This window comes from Spiractinospora alimapuensis (assembly GCF_018437505.1).
GTDB classification, from domain to species: Bacteria; Actinomycetota; Actinomycetes; order Streptosporangiales; family Streptosporangiaceae; genus Spiractinospora; species Spiractinospora alimapuensis.
The window spans coordinates 4,324,333-4,345,292 of sequence record NZ_CP072467.1 but is presented as its reverse complement, the minus strand read 5'-3'; the positions used below and the strand labels follow the sequence as shown (position 1 = coordinate 4,345,292).

19 protein-coding genes are annotated in these 20,960 nt (G+C 68.6%); 5 read left to right on the top strand and 14 right to left on the bottom strand.

From position 1 onward, the window contains the following. Positions 1-261 precede the first annotated feature (261 nt). Entirely contained in the window at positions 262-1,308 is a 1,047-nt protein-coding gene (locus tag J4H86_RS20305; RefSeq protein ID WP_236539496.1) for a YihY/virulence factor BrkB family protein, read from the bottom strand. 290 nt (positions 1,309-1,598) lie between these two features. On the opposite strand from J4H86_RS20305, the gene J4H86_RS20300 reads away from it, so the two are divergent. Further along, complete coding sequence (locus tag J4H86_RS20300; protein WP_236539495.1) at positions 1,599-2,774, top strand: LCP family protein; 1,176 nt, start codon at positions 1,599-1,601, stop codon at positions 2,772-2,774. Between the two features lie 146 nt (positions 2,775-2,920). On the opposite strand, the gene J4H86_RS20295 is transcribed toward J4H86_RS20300, so the two are convergent. From J4H86_RS20295 to J4H86_RS20280, 4 genes are all read right to left on the bottom strand, one after another. Next, positions 2,921-5,365: a M14 family metallopeptidase gene (locus J4H86_RS20295; protein WP_236539494.1), complete on the bottom strand. Its 2,445-nt coding sequence runs from the start codon at positions 5,363-5,365 to the stop codon at positions 2,921-2,923. 658 nt (positions 5,366-6,023) lie between these two features. After that, positions 6,024-6,203 carry a DUF397 domain-containing protein gene (locus J4H86_RS20290; RefSeq protein ID WP_236539493.1) on the bottom strand — a complete coding sequence of 60 codons (180 nt, stop codon included), beginning with the start codon at positions 6,201-6,203 and terminating at the stop codon, positions 6,024-6,026. A 218-nt stretch (positions 6,204-6,421) separates the two neighbouring features. Continuing rightward, on the bottom strand, positions 6,422-6,604 hold the full coding sequence (locus J4H86_RS20285; RefSeq protein WP_236539492.1) for a DUF397 domain-containing protein: 183 nt from the start codon (positions 6,602-6,604) through the stop codon (positions 6,422-6,424). Further along, the gene (locus J4H86_RS20280; protein WP_236539490.1) at positions 6,579-7,403 is read right to left on the bottom strand and encodes a helix-turn-helix domain-containing protein; all 825 of its coding nucleotides are present in this window, start codon (positions 7,401-7,403) and stop codon (positions 6,579-6,581) included. Before J4H86_RS20280 ends, J4H86_RS20285 begins: the two co-directional genes overlap by 26 nt. Before the next feature lie 359 nt (positions 7,404-7,762). Between J4H86_RS20280 and J4H86_RS20275 the strand changes: the two genes are divergently transcribed. Next, a complete protein-coding gene (locus tag J4H86_RS20275) occupies positions 7,763-8,179 on the top strand; it encodes an ATP-binding protein (RefSeq protein ID WP_236539488.1) in 417 nt (138 codons plus the stop codon). Positions 8,180-8,445: 266 nt separating this feature from the next. Here the strand turns inward: J4H86_RS20275 and mdh are convergent, their stop codons facing one another. The 3 genes from mdh to J4H86_RS20260 form a co-directional block, all read right to left on the bottom strand. Beyond that, entirely contained in the window at positions 8,446-9,402 is a 957-nt protein-coding gene (gene mdh / locus J4H86_RS20270; RefSeq protein ID WP_236539486.1) for a malate dehydrogenase, read from the bottom strand. Positions 9,403-9,765: 363 nt separating this feature from the next. Then, complete coding sequence (locus J4H86_RS20265; RefSeq protein WP_236539485.1) at positions 9,766-10,983, bottom strand: NADP-dependent isocitrate dehydrogenase; 1,218 nt, start codon at positions 10,981-10,983, stop codon at positions 9,766-9,768. Between the two features lie 186 nt (positions 10,984-11,169). Beyond that, positions 11,170-11,526 (bottom strand): DUF3017 domain-containing protein, encoded by a 357-nt coding sequence (locus tag J4H86_RS20260; RefSeq protein WP_236539484.1) that lies wholly within the window; start codon positions 11,524-11,526, stop codon positions 11,170-11,172. A gap of 384 nt (positions 11,527-11,910) precedes the next feature. On the opposite strand from J4H86_RS20260, the gene J4H86_RS20255 reads away from it, so the two are divergent. After that, positions 11,911-12,516 carry an FHA domain-containing protein gene (locus tag J4H86_RS20255; protein ID WP_236539483.1) on the top strand — a complete coding sequence of 202 codons (606 nt, stop codon included), beginning with the start codon at positions 11,911-11,913 and terminating at the stop codon, positions 12,514-12,516. Between the two features lie 38 nt (positions 12,517-12,554). Here the strand turns inward: J4H86_RS20255 and J4H86_RS20250 are convergent, their stop codons facing one another. Next, positions 12,555-13,040, bottom strand: coding sequence for an SRPBCC family protein (locus J4H86_RS20250; RefSeq protein WP_236539482.1), 486 nt, complete (start codon positions 13,038-13,040; stop codon positions 12,555-12,557). Next, positions 13,037-13,363 carry an ArsR/SmtB family transcription factor gene (locus J4H86_RS20245; RefSeq protein ID WP_236539481.1) on the bottom strand — a complete coding sequence of 109 codons (327 nt, stop codon included), beginning with the start codon at positions 13,361-13,363 and terminating at the stop codon, positions 13,037-13,039. Before J4H86_RS20245 ends, J4H86_RS20250 begins: the two co-directional genes overlap by 4 nt. A gap of 419 nt (positions 13,364-13,782) precedes the next feature. On the opposite strand from J4H86_RS20245, the gene J4H86_RS20240 reads away from it, so the two are divergent. Continuing rightward, positions 13,783-14,775: an IS481 family transposase gene (locus tag J4H86_RS20240; protein WP_236539480.1), complete on the top strand. Its 993-nt coding sequence runs from the start codon at positions 13,783-13,785 to the stop codon at positions 14,773-14,775. On the opposite strand, the gene J4H86_RS20235 is transcribed toward J4H86_RS20240, so the two are convergent. From J4H86_RS20235 to purN, 3 genes are all read right to left on the bottom strand, one after another. Next, positions 14,772-15,626, bottom strand: coding sequence for a bifunctional methylenetetrahydrofolate dehydrogenase/methenyltetrahydrofolate cyclohydrolase (locus J4H86_RS20235; protein ID WP_236539479.1), 855 nt, complete (start codon positions 15,624-15,626; stop codon positions 14,772-14,774). The two genes, J4H86_RS20240 and J4H86_RS20235, sit on opposite strands and share 4 nt — an antisense overlap. A 176-nt stretch (positions 15,627-15,802) precedes the next feature. Continuing rightward, a complete protein-coding gene (purH, locus tag J4H86_RS20230; RefSeq protein ID WP_236539477.1) occupies positions 15,803-17,365 on the bottom strand; it encodes a bifunctional phosphoribosylaminoimidazolecarboxamide formyltransferase/IMP cyclohydrolase in 1,563 nt (520 codons plus the stop codon). Positions 17,366-17,448: 83 nt separating this feature from the next. Continuing rightward, positions 17,449-18,063 (bottom strand): phosphoribosylglycinamide formyltransferase, encoded by a 615-nt coding sequence (gene purN / locus J4H86_RS20225; RefSeq protein ID WP_394356400.1) that lies wholly within the window; start codon positions 18,061-18,063, stop codon positions 17,449-17,451. Between the two features lie 314 nt (positions 18,064-18,377). Here purN and J4H86_RS20220 point away from each other — a divergent pair, with 314 nt between their 5' ends. Continuing rightward, positions 18,378-18,797: a DUF4190 domain-containing protein gene (locus tag J4H86_RS20220; protein ID WP_236539476.1), complete on the top strand. Its 420-nt coding sequence runs from the start codon at positions 18,378-18,380 to the stop codon at positions 18,795-18,797. 100 nt (positions 18,798-18,897) lie between these two features. Here the strand turns inward: J4H86_RS20220 and J4H86_RS27495 are convergent, their stop codons facing one another. Next, the gene (locus tag J4H86_RS27495) at positions 18,898-20,751 is read right to left on the bottom strand and encodes a cell division protein PerM (RefSeq protein WP_330932438.1); all 1,854 of its coding nucleotides are present in this window, start codon (positions 20,749-20,751) and stop codon (positions 18,898-18,900) included. Positions 20,752-20,960 lie beyond the last annotated feature (209 nt).

Genomic DNA, 20,960 nt, shown 5'->3' with positions numbered 1-20,960 from the left:
ACGGCACTCTGGGACGAACGATAGGCCAAACACCCCCGAACGGCGGCGTCCCAGGAACTGTCGGACATAGGTACCTTCCAGCGCGGTGGAGAAAATCGAGGTGAACGGTCTGAGGTGACCGAGAAGACGCTCAGCGTGCGGAAAGATTGTCAAAGATCGGGGGCCGACAACAGAGTGTTGGCGAATCATGATCCGAAATGACCACGCATGACCCCCTCTAAGGAACCAGTCCCCTGAGGCGCCCTGCGGGGCCAATCCGAATCACCGTGACCTGGGACGATTCCCCGACCGGCGCCGCCACACCGCATAGGCGACGCCGGCGGCGCTGACCGCGCCCACGCCCCACAGCGCCGGGTGACGTCGAGGGGGGCGGGACCCGCGTACCGCCGGGTCGGGCGTCGACGTCTCCGCGTCACTGGACCGCGCGGGCTTCCGTACGGGCGCCGAGTAGTGGTCATCGGATGGTGGCTGGGTCGCGGTCCACGCGGCGGTGAACAGCAGGAACCGCGTCACCAGGTTGATCCACACCAGCAGCCCGACGAGCACGGCGAAGGACGCGTAGACCGGGTTGTCCAACGTGCTGCGCAGCAGGAACGTCGCCAACAGCTTCATCAGCTCGAACCCGACCGCCGCCAACAGCGCCCCACGCCAGAGCATCCACCACGGCCGACGGGTGCCGCTGAGCCTGCGGAACAGGACGAGGAAGATGACGGTGTCGGCCGCGATGGCGATGAACAGGCCGAGGGCGCGGGTGACGCCGGCGACCACGATGGACTGGTCGAAGCCCACCTGGTCGAGCAGCCAGTGGGTTCCCGCCTGCGCGGTGCTGGTCAGCGTGACCGAGGCCAACAGGGCGATGCCGACGACCACCATTGTGAGGGTGTCGAACAGCTTGGCGACGACGAAGTTGGGTCCGTCCTTGAGACTCTTCAGCCAGATCGCGTGCAGGGCCTCCCGCAGCGCCGACACCGCGCCCAGACCCGAGTAGAGCAGGCCCACCAGACCGATCACGCCCGCACCGACGCGGGCCCGCTCGATGGCCTCGATGGGGAGCTGATCGCCGAGTCCGGGCAGGACGTCGTGGATCGCCGCCCGCAGCGCCTCGCGCACCTCGTCGTGCATGAAGGACACGTAGCCGAGCACGGAGAAGGCGAGCGCGATCAGCGGGAAGAACGACAGGAACCCGAAGTAGGTCACGGAGGCGGCGAGCTGGGTGGCGTTCCGGTCGGAGTACCGTTCGACCGCGCGCACCGAGTGGTCGAAGGCGGGGCTGGCGCGTCGAGCCGCCAAAAACGTGTGCTCCGCCACATGTTTGTAATGGCGCACGCGGTCCCGTATTCGCGCCCCGAGGCTTCCCGCCGACGCTCGATCTCCGTCCGCGTCGGTCTGATCACGTTTCGCCGTCACCGTGGGACGAGCCTAACCCGAGGCGTCGCCCCCGACGAAACCAGCGCGCCGCCCCCACACCGAGCGTCCGCGAGCCGCACGAAACGAAGGATGTGATTGAACCGCAATACGATGATGAGCGTCTGACTCGCGAGGCGTGATGCGCACGCGAGAGTGGACGCGACAGACGCGACAGATGGGTACACCCGATCATGGTTGACAGGCCGAATCACCCCGACGACGAAGGGAACGTCTCCGGCGTGTTCCGTCGCGGCGGATCGGGGGAGCAGCCAGACGAGTTCGAACAGCTCTACCGTGGCTCCCGCTCCCATGCCGAACCCGGTGGCGGTACCCGTAAGCTGCCCCCCGTGGACGATTCCCCCCGATCGCGCCCCCAGGGACGATCCCGCACCTACGAGGGGTCGGGCGCGACCCGTCGCCGGCGCGAGGCGCGTCGACGCCGTCGCCGGACCATCTTCTTCACGGTCCTGATCCTCCTGCTGGTCATTCCAGGCCTGCTCTACTTCTGGCTGGACTCGCGCCTGGAGCGCGTGCCCGCTCTCGCCGACTACGAGGGCCGCCCCGACGACCAGCCGGGCACCACGTACATGATCGTCGGCTCCGACAGCCGGGAGGGCCTCAGCGACGAGGACATGGCGGAACTGGCGACGGGCGCCGGTGAGGGCGCGCGGCTCGCCGACACCGTGATGCTGTTGTACGTCCCGCGGAGCGGAGACAACCCGGCCCTGGTGAGCATCCCGCGCGACTCGCTGGTGGACATTCCCGACCACGGCCGCGAACGCGTGAACGCCGCCTACTCCTACGGTGGACCCGAACTCCTCACCCAGACGTTCGAGCTCAACAGCGGTGTGCGGGTGGACCACTACGTGGAGGTCGGGTTCTCCGGCTTCGTGGACATCGTGGACGCGGTCGGTGGCGTCGAACTCTGCCCCGACGAACCCATGGTCGATCCGAAGGCCGGACTGGACATGGAGGCCGGCTGTCAGACCGTCAGCGGTGGCGAAGCCCTGGGCTACGTCCGGACCCGCGCCACCCCCCGCGCCGACCTGGACCGGGTGGAGCGGCAACGGGAGTTCTTCGGCGCCCTGATGGACCGCGCGACCTCGCCGTCGGTCATGTTCAACCCGTTCCGCGCCCTGCCGTTGGCGATGGAGGGAACCGGCAACTTCGAGGTCGACGACAACGACCGACTGCGCCACCTCATCAGCATGGGACTGTCCATGCGGAGCGGTGTCACCACGAGCTCCGTCCCCGTGGTGGACGTTCCCGGCTCCGGGGCTCTGGAGTGGATCGAGAGCGACTCCGAGGTCATGTTCCAGGCGATGCGCAACGGCGAGGAAGTCCCGGAGGACGTACTGCAGGACTGACTCCCGTCCGGGAGGTCAGGCATTCGTCGAAGGGGGCGGGGAGTCGGATCCCCGCCCCCTTCGCTGTGTCCGCCCCCGTGCCCCCCGGTCGTGCCACCGTGCCGGGCGCCGGACGCTCGGCACGCGATGAGCGGACCGGCACGACGTCAGCGGATGGTGAAGGTCTCCTTACGGTAGTTACGACCGTTGCCGTCGGGGTCGTAGTTGCGTTCGATGTTGCCCGCGAGGTCGACGGAGAACCAGTGGACCGTCGTGGTCTCCTCGATCAGGATCGACTCCGGCCCCTCACGCGTCCCGGAGAGCTCCAGTCGGTCGGACTCGAAGGTGGGACGGCTCCCGTCGAGCGTGTAGTACACGGCCGCCGGCTCGGAGGTCTCGAACGTGATCTCCACCGGTTCGTCGTAGCGGCCGCCGCCGGGCTCGACGTTGGACCGCGGCCAGGTGGTGTCGGTGTCGTAGGCCCGCGCCACCTCCAGCATGTCGTACAGGCCGTAGGAGTACTCCATCGCCTGGGCGTGGGCCTCCTCCCACTCCGGTTGGAATCCGGCGCTGCCGAGCTCGAAGTTCCAGGCGTAGATGTCGTGCAGGTACCACAGGTGGTCGCCGGAGTTCCCGGCCGCCGAGTACAGGACGTCGATGATCGGGCCGGTGCGCGCCGGGGTGACCACCGTGCCACGGTGCTGCTTGATGGCGGTGAGGATGCTCTCCGACGCCGACCAGAAGTAGGACTCCTCCGCCAGGCTCGGGCGCGGTGTGGGCTCCCGGTCCTCGGGCTGGTAGGCGCCGGGGGACCACATGAAGTAGTCGCCCCAGGAGTGGATGTTCATCGAGTACTGGATGTTGTCGTGCTCCTCCGCGATCCAGTCGATGTTGCGGCTCTCCGGCTGGGACAGCGGCCCCTCGTCGTCGGGTCCGGAGAACGTCTCGGAGGTGCAGTCACTGGAGCCCCCGGCGTAGCCGTCCCACATGGTGTAGGCGCCGTAGTTGCGGTTGATGTCCACACCCCACGACACGCCCTGTTCGGTCGCCACGGGGTCGCGCGGCCCATCGGCCGGGCAGAAGTTGACCAGGTTCTTTCGCTGCATGTTCGCGTCGTTGAAGGAGTAGTTGGCGCCGTCGGGGTTCACCATCGGTACCAGGAAGATGTCGAGGTTGTCCACCAGCTCGGTGGTGCGGCGATGTGCCCCGTAGTTGCGAAGGAGCCGCTCGGCGGTCTCGAGCGTCACCAGGGGCGTCTGCCACTCCCGCGCGTGCTCCTGGGAGTAGGCCAGCACCCCCATGTTCGACCCGTCGCGTTCCTTGCCGATGCGCAGCATCAGGACGTCCTGAGGGTCGCGGGAGACCTCGTCCTCGGGGGCGTTGAGGTTGTCGCTCAGGGTCGCGCTCTCGGCCCTCGCGATGCCCTCGCCGTCGTTCCCGCGGAACGTGTACGCCTCGACCAGCTCACCGGCGGTGTCGTTGAGTGCGGTCACGACCTCGGCAGCGGTGCTGGTGAGTTCCCCGTCGCCGTCGGTCGCGAGGTCGACGGTGATGGTGTCGCCGTCGACGTCCACCGCGAGCTCACCGTCGGGGGCGCCGGGATCGAGGAGCTCCACACTGATGTCGTTGCCGCCTTCGTGCCCCCAGTCCTGAGAGTCGACCACGATTCCCCGTTCCGCGTTCTCGGGGGTGCCGTCCACGAGCTCCACGCCGAGTGCCGCCTGGGCGTGGCGTCGGTAGCCGTTGGTCTGGTTCGGCAGTTCGACGACCTCGGCGAGGTCCGGATACTCCTCGGCCAACTGGGTGATCCGCTCGACGATGTCGGCGGGGGTCATGTAGGAGGTGACGAAGTCGGTGTAGGGCAGCGGCTCGCCGGGGTCGTCGGGGTCCGGCAGCCACTCGGTGACCTCGCCCTCGACGGTGCCGCCGTTCGGGCTGACGATCTCGACCCGCTCGGGGCGTTCCTCCACCTCGGTCATGCCGCGGTGGTACATATAGACCCCGGCGTCCACGAACCGGGACAGGGACTGCTCTCCCCCGTCCCCGATCTCGGTCCCCGGGCCCGCGTCCCGACGGACCGTCAGCTCGAAGTCCTCATCGGGTCCGGCGCTGGACTTGGCCTCCACGGACAGGAAGTTGCCGTCGGCGCTCTCGAAGTAGTCGACCCGCAGAACCTGGAGGACGTCCTCGCCGCCCTGCCTGGTGACCTCGCCGCCGAACGACTGGTTCTCCCGGCGGTGCCCGGCGATGGTCGCCTCGCGTTCGGCGATCCGGGCCTCGGAATCGGCTTCGGTGAACACCACGTCGCCGAACTCGAACCCTTCGTCCAGGAGGGTGTCCTCGATGAAGGGGGAGACGACGGTGGAGGCGACGTAGCCGTCACCGTCGGCCTCGACGTGCGCGATGTCGGCGCCGAGGTCGACCAGACGGTCCAGGTCGTCCCGGTCGTCGAGGGGGATCTCCACGACGGCGGGCTCATCGAGGTCGAGTGGCTCGCCGACGGGGTCGGCGGTCGCGGGGGCGGCGGGAAGGACAAGGATCAGTGCTCCGACCGCCGCGACACCGGTCTGGGCGGTCCGCCCCGGTCGCGGTCGGCGTATTCGGGTTCCCATACACGCGTTCCTTCTGCTCATCGCCGGTCAGGTCACGAGGGGCCTCGCCAGCGGTCCATTGTGGTCGACGAAGTGCGGTAATCGACCGAGGACACGAGCGGCGGACAGCCGCGTCGACACACGGGCACCCAGGGTGCTTGGAGACTGGGGATGAAGCGGCTGGGGGACGGGGGACGGTGCGGGGCGCCTGCGTGGACGAGACGGCGGCTCCACCACTCGCCCGAATCAGACTGTCCGTCTGAGACTGCATAGAACAGACGTTCTTCGTCAAGACCCCCTCCAGACGCGGTTGCCTTGTTCCCAACCCCGCGCGGTCCGGGGAGCGCCGGGCTAGGCTACGCGGCATGCCACGGACGGGAACCACCGGAACCCGGCTGATCACGCTGCGGGGGAACTCCGGCTCGGGAAAGACCACGGTCGCCGGCGAGCTGCGTCGGATCCACGGTCGAGGGCTCGCCATCGCGGCTACACCACCATCGACGCACAGGTGTATCCCGCCCCAACGACCTCCCCGGAACACTCACCGGCACCGCCCACGTCTGATCCTGCGCCACGCCAGGCACCACGCCCTGAAGTGGATACGGCGCGCCACCGAAGTCGCCACGAGGAAATGAGGCACGCGGAGCGTGGCGGTTGAGTCTTTGACCCGCCCGGGCTGCTAGTCGAGCTCGTCCTCGCGCACCGAGTGGAGGAAGGCCTGCCACTCGATGGCGGGGAGGGTGAGGTGGCGGAGGTCGCGATGCTGGGTGTCCCGGATGAGGACCTGGCCGGTCTCGGTACGGCATTCGACGCAGTTGGCGCTTCCCTGGCTGTAGCTGGACTTGTGCCACTGGTGCATGGGGGTCTCCCGTGGAAGGGGTGTGGGCTGGCCCGTGCATGCCCAGCGGTGAGGGGCAGGAAACCCGGCATCAGAGGGGCGAGACGGCCTGTGGACGGCCCTGAGCGGATTGGGTTCGCGAAAAGTACGCTGTGCTGAAGGGGGGACCCGGCGTCCCAGGGGAACTATTCAACTCGACGAGTCAAGGGCGCGCGGGGGGCACCCGCGCGCCTTTGGTACTAGCCGAACTCGTTGTTGCGAATGGCGTGGAGGAACGCCTGCCACTCGGTGGCCGGGAGGGTGAGGTGGCCGAGGTGGCGGTGCTGAGTGTCGCGGACTAGCACCTGATGGGTGTCACCACGGCACTCGACGCAGTCGCCTTTCGGCCCGCTATAACTACTCTTGTGCCACTGGGATCGCACTCGCGACCTCCTCGATGAGTCCAATAGATTCCCGGGGCGTCAGTGCCCACGCTTGCAGCTCGCCGAACAGGGCAGAAAGACGGCGGACTTCGACGCCATCGCTTATCAGCTCCCCGCCGGCCGCATGTTCGACGTAGACCATGGCCTCACGATCATCGAAGGTGACGAGCCGAAACGGCCCCGCAAGCCCTGGATGGTGCGGTGTCTCAGTCGGCACCACCTGGATTCTCACGGTCCCCGCCCGAGCCAACTCTATAAGCCGGAGAAGCTGGGATCGTGTGACTTTCCTGTCACCTACGGACCTCCGAATTACCGTTTCGTCAACGGCTGCCCACAGGCGCGGGCCGCCCCGTTTCGTCAACTGATCGAAGCGCGCCACGCGAGCCGCAACGTCCTTGGCGATCTCGTCATCGGTGTCCAGTGGACGGCCAGCCTGAAACACCACACTCGCGTACTCGGGTGTTTGGAGAAGTCCCGGAACGAGAGTCGGATGCCACATACGGATCTCACGCGCTCGTTCCTCTGAGGCGACGACTTGCCTATACCAGTCAGGCAGGTTTTCCCGTTCCTTGATATGGGACCACTTCCGCAGCAAGGAGCCGTCCGTCGCGAATACCTCCTCCAACGCTTCTACGTGCTGGCGCTGCGGAGGTCTCTCCCCTCGTTCTATGAACCCCACCATCGACTGCGACAGGTTGATCTGCTGCGCCAACCGCGTCTGCGTCATGCCCGCGACCGTACGCAGCTTGCGCAGCTCTTCGCCGAATCGTTCCCACGGCGGATAGTGCCGGTCGTTCATGAATACCAACTCAGCACATCTCAAGACCGTCTGCCACCGCAATGCACAAAGACGAACAGATCTGTGGATTACCTGGCCTTCGGCACCCCAACGCGGGACTCTGAACCAACAGCCAAGGCCCCCGCGAGCATTACGAGCTCCGGGGGCGTGGCCCAACTGGAAGGACCCCAGATGGACATGTCTGACCCTAACGGCCGGAACTGGTTCCGGCGTCGTGGCCCCGCACGGATCCGCCGCTACGTCATGGAGTCGGTGGCCTGGGCGTGCTGCCGGTCGTGCGGAGTGGCGTTGACGCACCCGTCGACGGTGTCGTCCGTGCTCGCGACTGGCCCCATGCGGGTGATCGGAGGAGGAGCGCGGTGAGGCCCATCACTCCCACAACCCCGCAGAAGGTCCTGGACGGTGTCGCGGAAACCGTCGCCGAGGCCCGGGCGTGGGTGAGCGAACAATGCGCCCGGCACGGCGTGGACGGACACACCCACGACTGCGCGGTCCTGATCGCTTCGGAGTTCGCGACGAACGCGATCAAGCACTCCCGCAGCGGGAAACCCGGCGGAACCTACACCGTCCACACCGAATTCCAAGGCCCCACCCTCTACCTCAGCGTCACCGACAACGGAGCCCCCTACCCGCCCTACAAACGACCACGCGAAAGCAAGGACCGGCTCCCCGAAAACGGCCAAGGCTTGTGGCTCGTCGAAGCACACGCCGACTGGTGGCGCGCACTCAAATTCCACGACCACCACACCATCACCGCCAAACTCACCACCACCTAACCCCCACAAACCCCGGCCCGGGGGCACCAGCCCCCTCCCACCCCCGGGCCGGAACACCCCACCAAGCCAACACCCCACCACCACGAACAACCAAAGCCACCAAAGAATGTTGAGCCGCGCGCAGCGCGACCAAATCCCGGATCCTGCTCGACAGTGGGCTACGGCCGCGCTGACGACGCCGGTCGCGCGGGGCGGAGCGGAGCAACGACCGAAACGACGACGGCCCGCGCCCCTCGGGGGACGCGGGCCGGTTGAGGCGTGAACGGTCAGAGGTTCTGCACGTCGGCCTGCTTGGCGCGGACGGCCTCGGCGGCCTCCTTGAGGCCGGCGAGTTCCTCGTCCGTCAGCGGCGTCTCGACGATCTCCTTGATGCCGCCGGCGCCGAGCTTGGCCTGGACACCGAGGTAGACACCGGAGATGCCGAACTCGCCGTCGACCCAGGCGCACACGGGGAAGACCTCGCCGGAGTCCTCGTGCACCGCGCGGGCCATGCGGGCCACGGCGGCGGACGGGGCGTAGTAGGCGGAGCCCGTCTTGAGCAGCTTGACGACCTCGGCACCGCCGTTGCGGGTGCGGTCCACCAGTTCGTCCACCGTGGCGGCGTCCAGAACCTCGGTCAGCGGCTTGCCGTCGACCGAGGACTGTGAGGGCACCGGCACCATGGTGTCGCCGTGGGAACCGAGGGTCAGGGTCTTGACCCGGGCGACCTCAACGTTCGCGGCCTCGGCGACGTTGTTGGTGAAGCGGGCGGTGTCCAGGACACCGGCCTGTCCGATCACCTGGTTCTTCGGGAACTGGGACGCGATCTGGGCGACGGCCGTCATCTCGTCCAATGGGTTGGACACCACGAGAATGACCGCGTTCGGCGAGAACTTGGCGACGTTCTCCGCCACGCCCCGCACGATCTTGGCGTTGACCTCGAGCAGGTCCATCCGGCTCATGCCGGGCTTCCGGGGCAGACCCGCCGTGATGATCACGATGTCGGAGCCCGCAGTGGCTTCGTAGCCCTCGCCCTCCGGAGTCGTCGTCGCCCCGGTGACCTTGGTCTCGTACCCCTCGATGGGGCGCGACTGATTCATGTCCAGGGCGAGGCCCTCGGGCCGTCCCTCGAGGATGTCGGTGAGTACGACCTCGTCGAAGATGTCGTACTCGGCGAGGCGCTGCGCCGTGGTCGAGCCGTAGAAGCCGGCTCCCACAACGGTGACCTTGCCCGTGCGAGCCATCGGAGTCTCCTTCGAGTTTCCTGCGGGCTAAATTCCCGTATTGACGTGCTCTCCTGACTGACGCCCGGAGATGTGGGCCTGCGCCGTGGGGCACGGCACATCCGTGGCTTCCCGCGTCGTCGACCTGTCCCGACGCTGATGGTCGGTACTGGTCCGCGCGGGCCGTGAGTCCGGGGACTCCGTTCCCACCGGTCCGGCGGTGCCCGACACGCCTCAAGCTATCAGGCACCGTTTTGGCCGTTGGGCGCGGTGCCACCGGTCGCTCCCAGGTGCGGGGCGACCGGTGGCGCGGCGCCGGGCCGGGGACCGGACGGGTGGGGCTGGTGGCCCCGGCGGGCAGGCGCCCGACCGGGACCGACAGCGTCAGGCCAGCCGCTTCTGCAGGTTCTCGTCGAGCGCGGCGAGGAAGGCCTCGGTGGTGAGCCACTCCTGGTCGGAGCCGACCAGCAGCGCGAGGTCCTTGGTCATCTGCCCGCCCTCGACGGTCTTGATGACGACGTCCTCGAGGGCGGTGGCGAAACCGGTGACCTCGGGCGTGTTGTCGAGCTTGCCGCGGTGCTCCAGGCCCCGGGTCCAGGCGAAGATGGACGCGATGGGGTTGGTGGAGGTCGGCTTGCCCTGCTGGTGCTGGCGGTAGTGCCGGGTCACGGTCCCGTGCGCGGCCTCGGCCTCGACGGTACGACCGTCGGCCGTGCGCAGCACCGAGGTCATCAGGCCCAGGGATCCGAAGCCCTGCGCGACGGTGTCGGACTGGACGTCACCGTCGTAGTTCTTGCACGCCCAGACGTAGCCGCCCTCCCACTTCAGGGCGGCGGCGACCATGTCGTCGATGAGGCGGTGCTCGTAGGTGAGTCCGGCGGCCTCGAACTTGTCCTTGAACTCCGCCTCGTAGATCTCGGCGAAGACGTCCTTGAACATGCCGTCGTAGGCCTTGAGGATGGTGTTCTTCGTCGAGAGGTACACCGGGTACCCGCGGTCGAGCCCGTAGTTCAGGCTGGCCCGCGCGAAGTCCTCGATGGACTTGCGGTAGTTGTACATCCCCAGCGCGACACCGCCGCCCTCGGGGAAGTCGGCGACGTGCAGCTCGACCGGCTCTCCCCCGTCCTCCGGGGTGTAGGTGATGGTCACGCTGCCCGGGCCGGGGACCTTGAAGTCACTGGCCTTGTACTGGTCGGCGTGGGCGTGGCGGCCGATGATGATCGGCTGGGTCCACCCAGGCACCAGACGGGGCACGTTCTGGCAGATGATCGGCTCACGGAACACGACACCGCCGAGGATGTTGCGGATGGTGCCGTTGGGCGAGCGCCACATCTTCTTCAGGCCGAACTCCTCGACCCGCGCCTCGTCCGGGGTGATGGTGGCGCACTTGACGCCGACCCCGTACTTCTTGATGGCGTTGGCGGAGTCGACCGTGATCTGGTCGTCGGTGCGGTCCCGCTCCTCGATGCTGAGGTCGTAGTACTTCAGGTCAACGTCGAGGTAGGGGAGGATCAGCCGGTCCTTGATGAAGGACCAGATGATGCGGGTCATCTCGTCGCCGTCGAGCTCGACGACCGGGTTGGCTACCTTGATCTTTGGCATGGCGGAAGTGGCTGTCCCTTCGTCCGCGACCGGCTGCGCCGGTTCCTAAAGACCGGACGAATCCGGGGTCATCGCGTGACACCGCGCGGACTCGCCCGCGCCACCAGCAGACGGACGTGTGCCAGTAGCGGTCTCTCGGTGTGGCTGACTAATTATCTCGATATCAAGCTTAATGGGTCGCCAGTGTTACAACTGCGGGGCCACCCACGCAAGAACGATCAACGCCATGGCCAGCCCGACCAGGGTGAAGACATCGAACCACCGCCCACGCACGCCCAGCATGCCCACGCGCTCGGAGCTCAGGAACAGACGGAAAACCGCTCCGAGCAGCAACGCCCCGGCGATCAGGGCGGGGCCGCGTTTGAAGTAGGCGGCGGCGACCACGACGATGCCGGCGCTGGCGGTCGCCAGCACCAACATGTACGGGATCTCCGTCAACCACCACGGGCTCTTGGTGGCCGTCCCGTCGTCAGAGGTCTCTGGCTTCTCGCCCGTCGCCGGCTGTCCGGCCGAGACACCGTCACTGGTGTTCTCATCCGCCATCCTGGGCACCACTTCCCGTCACCACGGCCCTCGTTGTCGCTGCCGCGCACACCGCGCCACCAACTGTAAGCCGACCCCAGGGTGGATCCGTCGCACTCCGCGTTCGCGACCACACCCGCGGACAGCCCGGCTCGCCATTTCCGACACCTGTGGGATGACCCAAACGAGAGCCTTTTCCCCGACACGGGCGTAGAACTCTCTCCTTCGGGTAACGATTCTTGAGATGAGTGCCACGGTGCGGTAAGAACCACCACCCCGACCCAACGACCCCCCATCCACCCACACCCCATCCCCACCCCCGATCGGCACCCGAGTCTCGAGGTGCCGTGCGTGCCCCACCGCAACCGTCGGCCACGAGACACCACACCCCTGGGAGGGACAACCGTGGACGGGCCCTATCTGCGGGTCGAGGACAGCGGAGAAGCACTGCCTTTGCACGCTGAGGTCACCACGGTCGGACGCGGCCGAGGAGTGGACATCCGCTTGGACGACCCCAGCGTTTCTCAGCTCCACGCCGAACTCGTCCGGCGCGGCCCCTACCTCTACATCGTCGACCTCGGACTCTCCAGCAACGGCACCCGTGTCAACGGGCGGCCGATCATGCGACGGGTTCTCGACGAAGGCGATGTGCTGAGTTTCGGATCCGCCCGCTGCAAGGTGGGGGGCCTCCCCCACGAGGAGCTCAACCCCGACGCCGAGATGCGCCGGGGAACGACACCGGAACTCACCCGCCGCGAGCATGACGTGCTCGCCTCACTGTGTCGTCCCGCCCTGTCCGACGAAGCCTTCGTGTCGCCGGCCACGGCGCGGGCGATCGCCGAGGACCTCGTCGTCACCGAGGCCGCGGTCAAACAACACCTGCTGCGCCTCTACCAGAAGTTCCGCATCCCCGAGGGCGCCAACCGGCGCACCCGACTGGCCAACGAGGTCGTCGCGCTCGGGCTGGTACGCCCGCGTCCCACGCTGGAGCGGGCACGACGCGCGAGCTGACCCCCCGAGCCGGCGCACAGTAGGTCAGCGCTGAGGATTCAACGCAGGGCTGTGCGCCACCCCTCGATCACGGAGTCGTCCGGTTGGGCGTGGGCCTGCGGCGTGCGCCCCTCCAGGACCGCATCCAGGGCACCAAGGCAGCTGTCCCACCCGGCGGCGGTATTCGGGGCCCAGGCGGGATCCGCGATCGTGTTCACCAGTCGGAGCACGCACCCGGAGCCCTCACCCGAGTCGTCGGGAGACAGGGTCCAGCGCAGTTCCTCTCCCGCCCAGCTGAACGCGAACACCGTCGGCGCGTCTACCTCGGTCACCGTTCCGGTCTCGGGCTCCTCCCCCGGGAAGAGGAAGGTGATGGTGCCGCCTGGCACCAGGTGGAGCCGCACCTCGCAGGGAAACCACCGGCCGAGCTGGGCCGGGTCCGTCAGCGCCTCCCACACCCGCTCCACACCGTGCGGATAGTGACGCTCGAACAACAGTGCCGGGTTGCCGTCCTGTTCGATCTTGCGCACGTGGGTCTCCGTCATCCCGCTTCCCCCTTGTCCTGGTACGTCCGGTCCAGATGAACGCCCAAATCGTCGAATCGGTTCAGCCAGAACCGGCGATACGGCTCCAACCAGTCGTCCAGTGGTCGCAGACCGTCCGGCGCGAGGGCGTACCGGCGCTGCTGGGCTTCGACACGAACCGTGACCAAGCCCGCGCCACGCAACACCTTGAGATGCTTGGACACCGTTGGCTGGGCCACCCCCAGCTGGTCGACCAACTCCCCCACGACCCGGTCGCCGCGACGCAGCTCGTCGAGTATCCGACGTCGCGTCCGGTCCGCCAGCACCGCGAAGGCGTCTTCCATAGCCTTATATTCCCCTTCCGGTATATTCTTGTCAAGGAATACGCGAACGCAAAGAAGATGGACCCCCGCCCGGGGATCCATCAGGTCTGGGAACCGTTTCCTTGGTTGTGTCTCGTTGGTGCTGTGCCCGCCCGTCGCCCGCCTCCACCCTCGTGGGGTCGTGCTTCGCACGGCTCAACCTTCTTGGAACGAGCGGTCATCCAGTTGAGTGGCTCGCAAGTCCAGCGGCCCTCTGTTGTCTGACCAGAACACAGCCAGACGCCAATCGGGAGCCGCACAGTAGAACCTCGCGCCCGCGAAACGCGGCCTAGATGTACTGACCATGGAGGTTGGTAACACCCACCCCGCGTGATGCATACGAAGAGGGCCTCCGGTATCGATGGGGATTGCGACATCATCACCGGACCGGAAGGCCCTCGATGCCTCACGCTACCCATCCCAACGCCAAGCTCGCACCGGCTGGCCGCCTGGCATTGGCCCGCTGCATTGTCGAGGACGGATGGCCGCTGCGCCGGGCCGCTGAACGCTTCCAGGTCTCGGCCACCACCGCCCAGCGCTGGGCCGCGCGCTACCGCACCGGCGGCCCAGCCGCCATGACCGATGCCTCCAGCCGTCCCGCCCGCTCGCCCCGGCGCACCTCCATCCGCCGTCAGCGCCGCGTCATCAAACTCCGCCACCTCAACCAGTGGGGACCGGCCCGTATCGCCGGGCACCTGCACATGCCCGCCTCTACCGTCCACCGCATCCTCACACGCCACGGCTGCGCTCGCCTGGCCCACCTGGACCGCGCCACCGGCCGCACCGTGCGCCGCTACGAACGCGCCCGCCCCGGCGAACTGGTCCATGTCGACGTCAAAAAACTCGGCTCCATCCCCGACGGCGGCGGCCACCGCGCAGTGGGCCGCCACGCGGGAGTACGCAACAAGCAGGCAGCCACCACCGCCCGACGCAACGGGTCCCCGGTGATCGGCCACAGCTACCTGCACACCGCCCTGGACGACCACTCCCGCCTGGCCTACACCGAAATCCTGGCCGACGAACGCAAAGAGACCGCCACCGCCTTCTGGCAGCGCGCAGCGGCCTACTTCGCCTCGGTGGGCATCACCGTGGAGCGGGTCCTGACCGACAACGGGTCCTGCTACAGATCCGGTCTGTGGCGCGAAACGCTGACCCAGACCCAGATCGCACACAAGCGCACCCGCCCCTACCGGCCCCAAACCAACGGCAAGGTCGAACGCTTCCACCGCACCCTGACCGACGAATGGGCCTACGCCCGCCCCTACACCTCAGAGACCCAACGCCGCCACGCATTCACCGGATGGCTGCACCACTACAATCACCACCGCTTCCACACCGCCATCAACGGCCCACCCACCACCCGCGTCACCAACCTCACAGGACAGAACACCTAGACGCCCGCGCTCCGTTCCGCCGCCTCGACCACGTTCCGCAGCAGCATGGCGCGGGTCATCGGCCCCACTCCACCGGGAACCGGGGCGACATGGCCCGCGACCTCTCGCACGTCCGGCGCGACGTCGCCGGCGAGGCCCGACTCGGTGCGGGTGATTCCGACATCCAACACGGCCGCTCCCGGACGCACCATGTCGGCCGTGATCAGACCGGGTACGCCCGCGGCCGCCACGACGATGTCGGCACGACGGGTGTGCTCGGCCAGGTCACGGGTCCCGGTGTGGCACAGGGTGACGGTTGCGTTCTCGGTTCGCCGCGTCAACAGCAGCCCCAGCGGGCGCCCGACGGTGACGCCGCGGCCGACGACCGTGACGTCGGCCCCCTTGAGCTCGATCTCGTAGCGGCGCAGCAGCTCCACGATGCCGCGCGGGGTGCACGGCAGCGGCCCGTCCTCCATCAGGGTGAGCCGTCCCAGGCTCACCGGGTGCAGTCCGTCGGCGTCCTTGGCCGGGTCCATCCGCTCCAGGACCGCCATCTCGTCTAGCCCCTTCGGCAGCGGAAGCTGCACGATGTAGCCGGTACAGGCGGGGTCGGCGTTCAACCGGTCCACCGCCGCCTCGACCTCGGCCTGGGTCGCCGTCTCCGGCAGGTCCACGCGGATACTCTCGACGCCGATCTCGGCACAGTCCTTGTGCTTCCCGCGCACGTAGGAGTGGCTACCGGGATCGTCACCCACCAGGATCGTGCCCAGCCCAGGTGTGACTCCGCGCTCGCGCAGGCGCGCGACGCGCTGCGCGAGTTCGGCACGTATCGACGCCGCTGTTGCCTTGCCGTCCAGGATCTCCGCGCTCACGATGACCCGCTCCATTCCCATCGTCGGTGGGGCCGCTGCCAGGAAGCTCTGTCAGAGGAAGCTGTGTTGGTGGCTGACGAGAGGGCAGCGCCCCCACCAGCCCACTCGAGCCCGGCTCTGTCGGTGCCCTGCTCGTGGAGACGCTGCTAACGAAAACTCTGCTAGTGAAAACTCTGCTAGTGAAAGAAGTGCCGTGTACCCGTCAGGTACATGGTGACATTCGCGCGCTGGGCCGCGGCGATCACTTCCTCATCTCGAACGGATCCGCCCGGCTGGACGACGCCGCGGACGCCGGCGTCGAGCAGCACCTCCAGCCCGTCGGGGAAGGGGAAGAAAGCGTCGCTCGCGGCGACGGCTCCCTGGGCGCGTTCGCCGGCGCGGGTGATGGCCAACCGCGCGGAGTCCACCCGGTTGACCTGACCCATGCCGATACCGACCGAGGCGCGGTCCGCGGCGAGGAGGATCGCGTTGGACTTCACCGACCGAGCCGATCGCCACGCGAGCACCAGGTCCGCCATGGTGGCCTCGTCGGCCGCCGGGCCCGCCTTGAGCTCCCAGGTGGTGGGATCGTCACCGGGGGCGTCGATCAGGTCGGGCGCCTGCTGCAGCAGGCCGCCACTGATCGCCCGCGTCTCCCGACGTAGCCTGCGGGGGCCCAGCTCCACGCGCAGCAGACGCACGTTCTTCTTCTGGGTGAGAATCTCCACCGCCTCCGCGGCGAACTCCGGAGCTACCACCACCTCGGTGAACACGTCGGCGACCTGGCGCGCCATCTCGGCGGTGACGGTGCTGTTGGTGGCGATGACGCCGCCGAACGCCGACACCGGGTCACAGGCGTGCGCCTTGCGGTGTGCCTCGGCGACGTCGCCCCCCAGGGCGATGCCGCACGGGTTGGCGTGCTTCACGATCGCGACGCAGGGCGCGTCGAAGTCGTGCGCCGCGCGCAGGGCGGCGTCGGCGTCCACGTAGTTGTTGTAGGACATCTCCTTGCCGTGGAGCTGCGTCGCGCCGGCGAGGCCGGTCGCGTCCGCGCCACGGTAGAGGGCCGCGCTCTGGTGCGGGTTCTCGCCGTAGCGCAGCGGCGTGACCCGCTCGTAGACCGACGCGGCGAAGTCCGGCCATCCGGTGCTCCGCGCCACTTCGTCGGGAGCGTAGGTCTCGGCGAACCAGGAGGCGACCGCGGCGTCGTATGCGGCGGTGTGGGAGTAGGCGGCCGCAGCGAGCCGCTTGCGCTGCGGCAGGGTGAACCCGCCGGAGCGCACGGTCTCCAGCACGTCGTCGTAGCGCGTGGGGTCGACGACCACCGCGACACTCGCGTGGTTCTTCGCCGCACCCCGGATCATCGCCGGTCCACCGATGTCGATCTTCTCCACGCACTCCGCCTCGGTGGCGCCGGAGGCGACGGTGGCCGAGAACGGGTACAGGTTGACGACCAACAGGTCGAAGGGTGCGATACCCAACTCGTCCAGGGTGTCACGGTGTTGGGTGTCGGTCTGGTCGGCGAGGAGCCCGGCGTGGACGGCGGGGTGCAGGGTCTTGACCCGCCCCTCCAGGCACTCGGGGAATCCGGTCACGTCCTCCACCGGGGTGACCGGGACGCCGGCGTCCGCGAGCCGTCCCGCCGTGGAGCCGGTGGACACGATCTCCACCCCGGCCTCGGCCAGTCCGACGGCCAGCTCCTCCAGGCCGGTCTTGTCATAGACGCTGATCAAGGCGCGCCGAATGGGCCGTAGGGTCACCGGTTCTCCTTCACTTCTGTACCAACAAGCACGGCGGTCCTCACAAGCACGGCGGTCCTCGGGAACAGGAACACGGTCCTGCCCTACCGTGCGCGCTGCGGCACGGAACCGCCGTAGTGGGCGTGACGCCCCTCCAGCCGCCAGCCCTCGGCGGCGAGGCGGCGCACGACCTCGACCAGCATGCGCCGTTCCTCTACCTTGATGCGTGCGTGCAGGCTCGCCTCGTCGTCGTCCGGGTGGACCGCGACCGGCACCTGCTCGATGACGGGGCCGGTGTCCACCCCCTCGTCCACGAAGTGCGCCGTGGTTCCCGTGTAGCGGACACCGTAGGCCAGGGCGTCGCGCACCGCGTGCGCGCCCGGGAAGGCCGGCAGCAGGGCGGGGTGGATGTTGAGGACGGTGTGGCGGCCAAGGACGGCGGAGCCGAGAAGACGCATGAAGCCGGCGGAGACCACGAGGTCGGGGGCGTGGGTGTCGAGGAGTTCGCTCAGGGCTTCGTCCCACGCGGCTCGATCGGGGTGGTCGGCCAGGCGGCATACGAACGTCGGAACACCAGCGGCTCGGGCACGGTCCAGCCCGGAGGCGTCACGGTCCGCACCGACGGCGGCGATCGTGACACCGTAGTCGGACTCCGCAGTGGCCTCCAGCAGAGCCTCCATGTTGGTGCCGCTGCCGGAGATGAGGACGACGACTCGCACTGATGTGTGCCTTCTGTTCAACCCGCTCGAAACCTGACGCCTCGCCGCGTGCCGGCGCGCCGCGCCGCGCCACACGAGAGGGGTTACCCGCTCGAACACCCTATATGGCCAGGTAGCGTCTATCCCACGTGGACCCGACTTGGGCATGATCCACAGACCTCCGCCATGGCTTGCCTTCGACCTCCGCCGGCAACGTCGTATCGGGGAGTGACAATGGAATGATGCGAAGCGTCACGTCCCGCGGGAGCGGGGCCTGACGACGGCACCGACCCCGGCGGGACCGTCAACCGCACACCCGATGAGAAGGAGCCCACGTGGCAGAAACGCCGCCCGCTGCCGACACGAAGACCGACGGCGCGAAGCCCACAGTGCAACGGGGCGGACTCTGGGGTCTCATCTGCTCCACTCTCGGGCTGCTCATCCTGTGGTACGGGATCCCGCTGTCGCTCGCCGGCATCGTCTTGGGTATCCGCGCCCGCCGGCAGGCGAAGGCGACGGCCACGGCGGCGCCCGGCTCCCTGGCCGCCATCGTGCTCGGCGTGGTCGGGATCCTGCTGTGGGGCGCCGCCTTCACCGCGTACTGGTTCGCCATGGGCGCGGTCAATGACTGGCAGGACTGCCTGGCCACCGCCAACACCAACGCGGTGGCGGCGGAGTGCGACGCCGAGTTCCGCGGCTACCTCGACGCGCAGAACGTCCCACCGTGGATCATCAACGCCGTAGTCGGGGACTGAGCCCAGCCCGTTCCCGATCGGGACCGCGCCGGCGACCTCGGACCACGGAGAGACCAGGCTTCCCCCCGAGGGCCACCCCCGTCCCCCGGCAGGAAGCTCCTCACTCGCCCGACTCTCCGCCCTCCCGACCGGACAACCGCCCGGTCAACGGGGTAACCGTCGCCTGAGTGGCGGAGTCACCCCGGTCGGAGTCCGCGTCGTCGGTCGCCCCCTCCTCGTAGACGACACCGAACTGGACGTCCGCGTCGTCGGCCCACTCGTCATCCGCCTCGCTGGCGGCCCGTTCGGCTGTGGCGTCCCGCGAGGACTCCAACTTGCCTCGCCCCCGCTTGCGCTCCTTGAGGGGAACCACGCCTCGGCGACCCCGGTCCGCGGGGGGTGCGGCGGCGGGCTCCGGCTCGGTCACTCCGTCCGTCGACGCCGCTGACGCACCGGTCGCGGCGTCGGGCGTGGGGGTGGTCGTGGTCGTGGAGTCGGAGTTGGCTTCCTCGCCGAGGGCGGTGCCCGTAGGCTTCGCGACCGGATCGGGCTCGCGCTTCTTCGTGGATCGGCGCGCCTTCTTCGCGGCCCTGCGGATCGAACGCGGCGTCGCCCCGAGCAGGCGACGCTTCGCCGCGGCCACCGTACTCACCGCTCGCTCGGCGGCCACGCTCCCGGAGAGCAGCGGCGACCCCGGCTCACCGTCGTCGTCGGCGAGCGCCACCTCGCCGGACCGGATCGCCCGCCGGAAGTGCAGCCAGTTGGCGAACCAGCCGGCGATCGCCGCGGCCAGCCCGACCTCCAACGCGACCACCGCCCCGACCTGCCAACCGGAGGGCCCAACGCTCGCCAACCGTTCCGCGCCCAGGGGCCCACCCGCCGCCACGGCCAGCGCGCCCCACACGACACCCGTGCAGACTCCACACACGAAGCCCCACAGCGGGGCCGCCTCGCTCACGGGTGTGGGGCGGGCCCGCATCATCTGCCAGCCGGCCACGCCACCCGCGACGAACGGCGCCAGCAGAGCCGCCAACGACAGCAGCGGCGCCGGGCCGTTCGCGGGAATCGCCGCCAACATCGGCAGCGCCGGCAGCGGACCATGGCTGATGCCGGTGGGCGCCACGATCGTGTCCGCCCCCACCATGAACCCCGGACCGGCCGCGTAGGAGGCGCCGAAGACCACGGCGTTGGGCAGGTACAGCGCCTGCAGCAAGACCAGGAGACCCCCGCCGACGATCCCCGGACGAAGCTGCTGAGTGACCTCGACCGCTTCACCGAGGTTGGCGGCCAGACCGACGAGGAACAACACCAGTCCGGCGAGCCCCAGCAGCACGCTCGCGGTGAACGTGCCCACCACCAGCGAACGCACTCGGGGCGGAAGTTGGAAGAGTAGACGGCGCCGCGCGATCCGCTTGTCCACGAGCAGCTGCCGCAGCACGCCCAGGCCGCCGGCCACGTATGCGAGCAGGAACCCCGACACGAGGGCCTGGATCATGCTGGGCTGCATCGTCGACGTCTGCGCCACGAGCGCCATCGTGCCGGTGATCGCGGAGTAGGGGCCCGCGATGGCGAGTGCGGCCCGGAACACCCCGCGCACCCGCGGAATGTCGCAGTTGCGCGCCAGCCGGCGCCCCATTCGGTAGACGACGAGACCGGGAACCAGCACCAGCCCCATCGGCAGCAGGGAGATCTCGCCACCGGGAACGGCGAAGCCGACATGGTGACCCACCAGCCACATCTGTACGGCCAACCGCAGGACGTCCGGGATGTCCTCCCCGAACCCCCCGTGCGGGGCGGCGACCCACCCGATCAACGCAAGCGTCGCCAACGTGGCCAACCCGATGGTCGCCGCCATGGCGGCCGACAGCCCACCGGCCACGTAGAGCTGCTGCCGCGGCGGATCGTGGGGACGAACCGACGATCGCGCGGCCGCGGGTGGGCGAGGGGAGTCGGCGGAAGCCGCAGGCGCACTCACCGTGCCATGTTCCCAGTCCGCCCGCACAAACCCCCGCTTTTCCCCGGGCGTGTCGCGGTGGTGTGTCGTCCCGGAACGGGTACGGACCGCCGTGCCGCTGTGTCCCGACCCTGGCTCGATCAGGTCACATGGGTGGAGCGACCGGAACACAGGCGCACACGCCTCCGTGTCGCAGCGGCCCCAAGGGACCTCCGTGAGACGACGAGGCC